4 protein-coding genes are annotated in these 3,816 nt (G+C 67.3%); 2 read left to right on the forward strand and 2 right to left on the reverse strand.

What is annotated here, in order from left to right:
• Both VGD93_RS16930 and VGD93_RS16935 read left to right on the forward strand, forming a co-directional pair.
• Positions 1–373 (forward strand): FCD domain-containing protein (locus tag VGD93_RS16930; RefSeq protein WP_395013343.1); only part of this gene is annotated, 373 nt, incomplete at its 5' end.
• Between the two features lie 70 nt (positions 374–443).
• Positions 444–1,634 (forward strand): enolase C-terminal domain-like protein, encoded by a 1,191-nt coding sequence (locus tag VGD93_RS16935; protein ID WP_395013346.1) that lies wholly within the window; start codon positions 444–446, stop codon positions 1,632–1,634.
• A gap of 5 nt (positions 1,635–1,639) precedes the next feature.
• Here VGD93_RS16935 and VGD93_RS16940 read toward each other — a convergent pair whose 3' ends face one another.
• Positions 1,640–2,317: an RraA family protein gene (locus VGD93_RS16940; protein WP_395013344.1), complete on the reverse strand. Its 678-nt coding sequence runs from the start codon at positions 2,315–2,317 to the stop codon at positions 1,640–1,642.
• A partial coding sequence (locus VGD93_RS16945) for a CoA-transferase (RefSeq protein ID WP_395013345.1) occupies positions 2,314–3,816 on the reverse strand: 1,503 nt, incomplete at its 5' end. The genes VGD93_RS16945 and VGD93_RS16940, both read right to left, overlap by 4 nt.

The raw sequence follows: 3,816 nt of genomic DNA on the forward strand, positions 1-3,816 counted from the left end.
CATCACCGACCCACAGTTGGCGGAACTCAGGCATTTCGTCGAAGACCAGGAAGTCGCCGCGCAGCGAGGCGACACCCGCCGTCTGTTCGAGCTCGACGAGGAATTTCACCGCGCCATTCACGCCGCCGCGGGCCTGGTCGCCGTCGCCGACGAGCTCGAGGACGTCAAGGTCCACCTCAACCGACTGCGCTATGTGGCGGTGAACTGGCCGCGGGGCGCCGACAAGATCACTGGCGAGCACGACGCCATACTCGACGCGCTCGCGCGCCGGGACGCTGCCGCCGCCGCCGCGGCAATGACTGCGCATCTGCGCGCGGTGCTGCCGGTGCTTGACCGCATGGGATCCGACGCCGAGCCGCAGGTCGCGCAGTGAAGATCCGCCCTGCCAACTTCACTGGGAGCACGCCGTGAAGATCGTCGATATCCGTGCGACCACGGTCGCCATGCCCCTTGAGGCGCCGCTGCGGCATGCCACCGGTGCCCATTGGGGCCGGTTCATACGTACGATCGTGGAGGTCGTGACCGATGAGGGTATCGTCGGACTAGGGGAACTCGGAGGCGGCGGCGAGTCCGCCGAGGCGGCGGTGCGAGGCCTGCTGCCGTACCTCAAGGGCCACGATCCGCTGCAGCTGGAGCAGCTGCGCTGGAAGATCATGAACCCCACCGCCTCGCTCTACAACAACCGACTCCAGCTCCATGCCGCCATCGAGATGGCCTGTCTCGACGCCGCCGGCCGAAAGCTTGGAATCCGCGCCTGCGACCTCCTGGGTGGCGCGGTGCGGGAGCGCGTGCCGTTCGCAAGCTACATCTTCTACCGCTTCGCCGATGCGGGAACCGGTCGCGGCGGAGAGACCTCGCCAGATCAGATCGTGGCCCACGCGCGCCAGCTTGTCGCAGAACACGGCTTCACGACACACAAGCTCAAGGGTGGGGTCTTCCCCCCGGACCACGACGTCGAGGTCATGCGCGCCCTCGCCGCGGCGTTTCCCGACGACCGGCTGCGCCTGGATCCGAACGCCGCCTGGTCGGTCGAGGAAGCAATTCGGGTCGGTCAGGCCATCGAGGGCCTGAAGAACGACTACTTCGAAGATCCGACGTGGGGCCTCGAGGGCATGCGCCGCCTGCGCCAGTTCGTGCGCATCCCGACCGCCACCAACACCGTGGTGGTCAATTTCGAGCAACTGGCTGCCAACATACGGCTCGAGGCCATCGATGTCGTCCTGCTCGACACCACATTCTGGGGTGGGCTGCGGCAGGCGCACAAGGCGGGGCTGGTGCTGGAAACATTCCAGTACGGCGCGTCAGTGCACTCCTCGGGTGAGCTCGGTATCCAGCTCGCCTCGATGCTGCATCTGGGAGCGGCACTGCCCAACCTCGGCTTCGCCGCCGACGCGCACTACCATCACCTCACCGACGACGTAATCAAGGGCGGAAAGATGCGCTACGTTGACGGCGCGATCGCCGTGCCTGCGGGACCGGGGCTCGGCGTCGAACTCGACCGCGACAAGCTCATGCAATACGCCGAATACTATCGTGAGGTCGGGGGGTACGCCTACGACCGCGATCCGACCCGACCCGACTGGTACGCGGTGCTGCCGGAACAACGTTGGGCGGCGGCTCGCTCCGCGCGCTGAGGACCCTACATCACCCCGAAAGTGTCGAAGGCCTCGCGCGTGCTCATCCCGGCCCGGATGGCCTGGGCAACCTTGTTCTCGGTCCGCACCTTTTCCAGAGCACGCTCCACGGCCTCGCCCTCGACTTCGCGCGGAACCACGAGCACGCCTTCGCGATCGCCGAACAGGAGATCTCCGGGGGCTACTGGCACACCCTCGATCTCGATCGGTGTACGGTAGTCGATGACCTTGCCACGCGGTCCCTGGTCCTGGGCATATACGCCCCGACAGAACACGTTGAACCCCAGCGCCTCGATCTCATTGCTGTCGCGCACAAAGCCGTCGAGCACGGCGCCGGCCGCCTGCAGGTGGATTGCCCGCGTCGACATCAGGCCGCCCCAGAGTGCGTAGCGCAACGATGACCCCGTGGCGATGTAGATCTCGTCCCGCTTCAGGTCATCGAGCGCTTCGAACAGCAGGCCGAAGGGCTTTGCCGACAGCGGCCCGGCCGAGGGGTGCCTGGCCGAGAACACATCCGCCTCCAGCACCGGCATGGCCCGCCCGACGATGCGCATGCGCTTGTCGAGCGGCATGATGCCCGGAGGAAGGAACTGGTGCTGATAGCCGAGCGCGTCGAGAACGTCGCCGACGACCGCGGTGAAAAGTTCGTTGCGGATCAGTGCAAACAGCTCGGAATCGGTCACGCCTCGGCCTCCACGATGCGACGCGTGCCCTCGGCGTCGCGCGCGATGATCTCGTCAAGCAGCGCCCCGCGCTCCTTGGCCCCGACAAACTCCAGCCGCCTCAGGCCGAGCGGATCGACGACCGTGCGCAGCGCGTGCAGCACGGCGGCGCCGGGCGGCTCGACTTCTCGGCATTCCGGCGAGAAAAGCACCGGGAACCCGGTCTGCCCGACGATCTCGTCGCGCGACACCCCGGGCATCGTCTCCACGACAACGAGCTGGCGGGCATCCTCGTCGAACCTGAAGACACACAGGTTGGTCACGAGCCAGATGTCGCCGGGCTGGTAGCCGGCTTGCTGACGTTCTTCGGCGGTGACGAGACCGCGGGCCGAGCTCACGACAGCAACCGACTTGACCAGAGTTGTCGGGCTGTGGCGCGTCACATAGACCACGTAGTTCCTGTGCATGTTGGCGACATCCGACATGCCTCCCTGTCCCGGCAGGCGCAACAGGCCGCCGGAGGGCTTCACCAGTTCAAGATTGTTGGTTTCCCCGCGCGGCCCCACTTGTGCGGCCCCGATGATCTCGTGGGTGACGAGCCCGGGTTGGTAGTAGGTCGAGTAGGTGTCATCACCGCCGCAATGAACTGCGGCTGTCGCGGCGTCCATGGTCTCCATCAGGCTCAGCGTCATGGTGCCCGGGGCGATGTCAACGTGCCCGCAACTGAGGGTCGCGATGAGCATGCGCGGCGCGTGCGTCGCCTTGGCCAAACGGTAAGCCACGTTGGCCAGAGGCGACACCGCGCCAGCGCTCGCGAAGCTCTCGTTGTCCAGCATGCGCGCGATCCGCGCCACCATGAACTCGTCGATCGTTGGCGAGCCGGTGCTGGCGTCGGCGCTCAAGAAAGGTTCCGGCCGGATCTTGTCGGCCGGAGCTCTCGCGGCACCGCGCAGCGTGACCGAGGGCGCATCAGCCGGCCGGCGAAGCGCCTGACGCAGCGGACCGTGCCTGCCCTCCAGGACGTCGCGGATGCGGGCATAGTCGGTCACATAGTACGGCAAGCACGAGGTCGGATAGGCGCCGCCCGGCACCTCGGCGATCGCCGTCACCAGATTGCGGGTGATGATCGTCGCCCGACCGCCCGACTGCAGCGCGCCCGCCGGTACGATCTCCTCGACCGTCGCCAGCACCTGCCGCGCTGCCCCGACGACCGCGAGGTCGAGCGCCCGGGCGCCGTAGATCTCGATGTTGCCGTCGGCATCGGCCCGCGGCGCATGCAACAGCACCGTGTCGATGGACTGGGCATCGACGAGACCGACGACCCTGCCGCTCCCTGGATCGCGGTGGAACCGTACCGCCGGGCAGCGCTCGATCATGCTCGAGCCAGCAGGCAGTTGCACCGGCATGAACGGCAGGTTCTGCTGCGCCGCGCGTAGCCCCTGGATCATGCTGAGGGCTGGCCAGTCGGTGATCGGCAGTCGCCGTCTCTCGGCCACTTCCCGGAAGCGGGGGGCCAGACC

It is taken from the genome of Devosia sp. (assembly GCF_036406155.1).
Lineage (GTDB): Bacteria > Pseudomonadota > Alphaproteobacteria > Rhizobiales > Devosiaceae > Devosia_A.

Bases quoted from the DNA above. Each gene is read 5' to 3' on its own strand.
- VGD93_RS16935 (WP_395013346.1), top strand. From the start codon at position 444: ATGCCCCTTGAGGCGCCGCTGCGGCATGCCACCGGTGCCCATTGGGGC.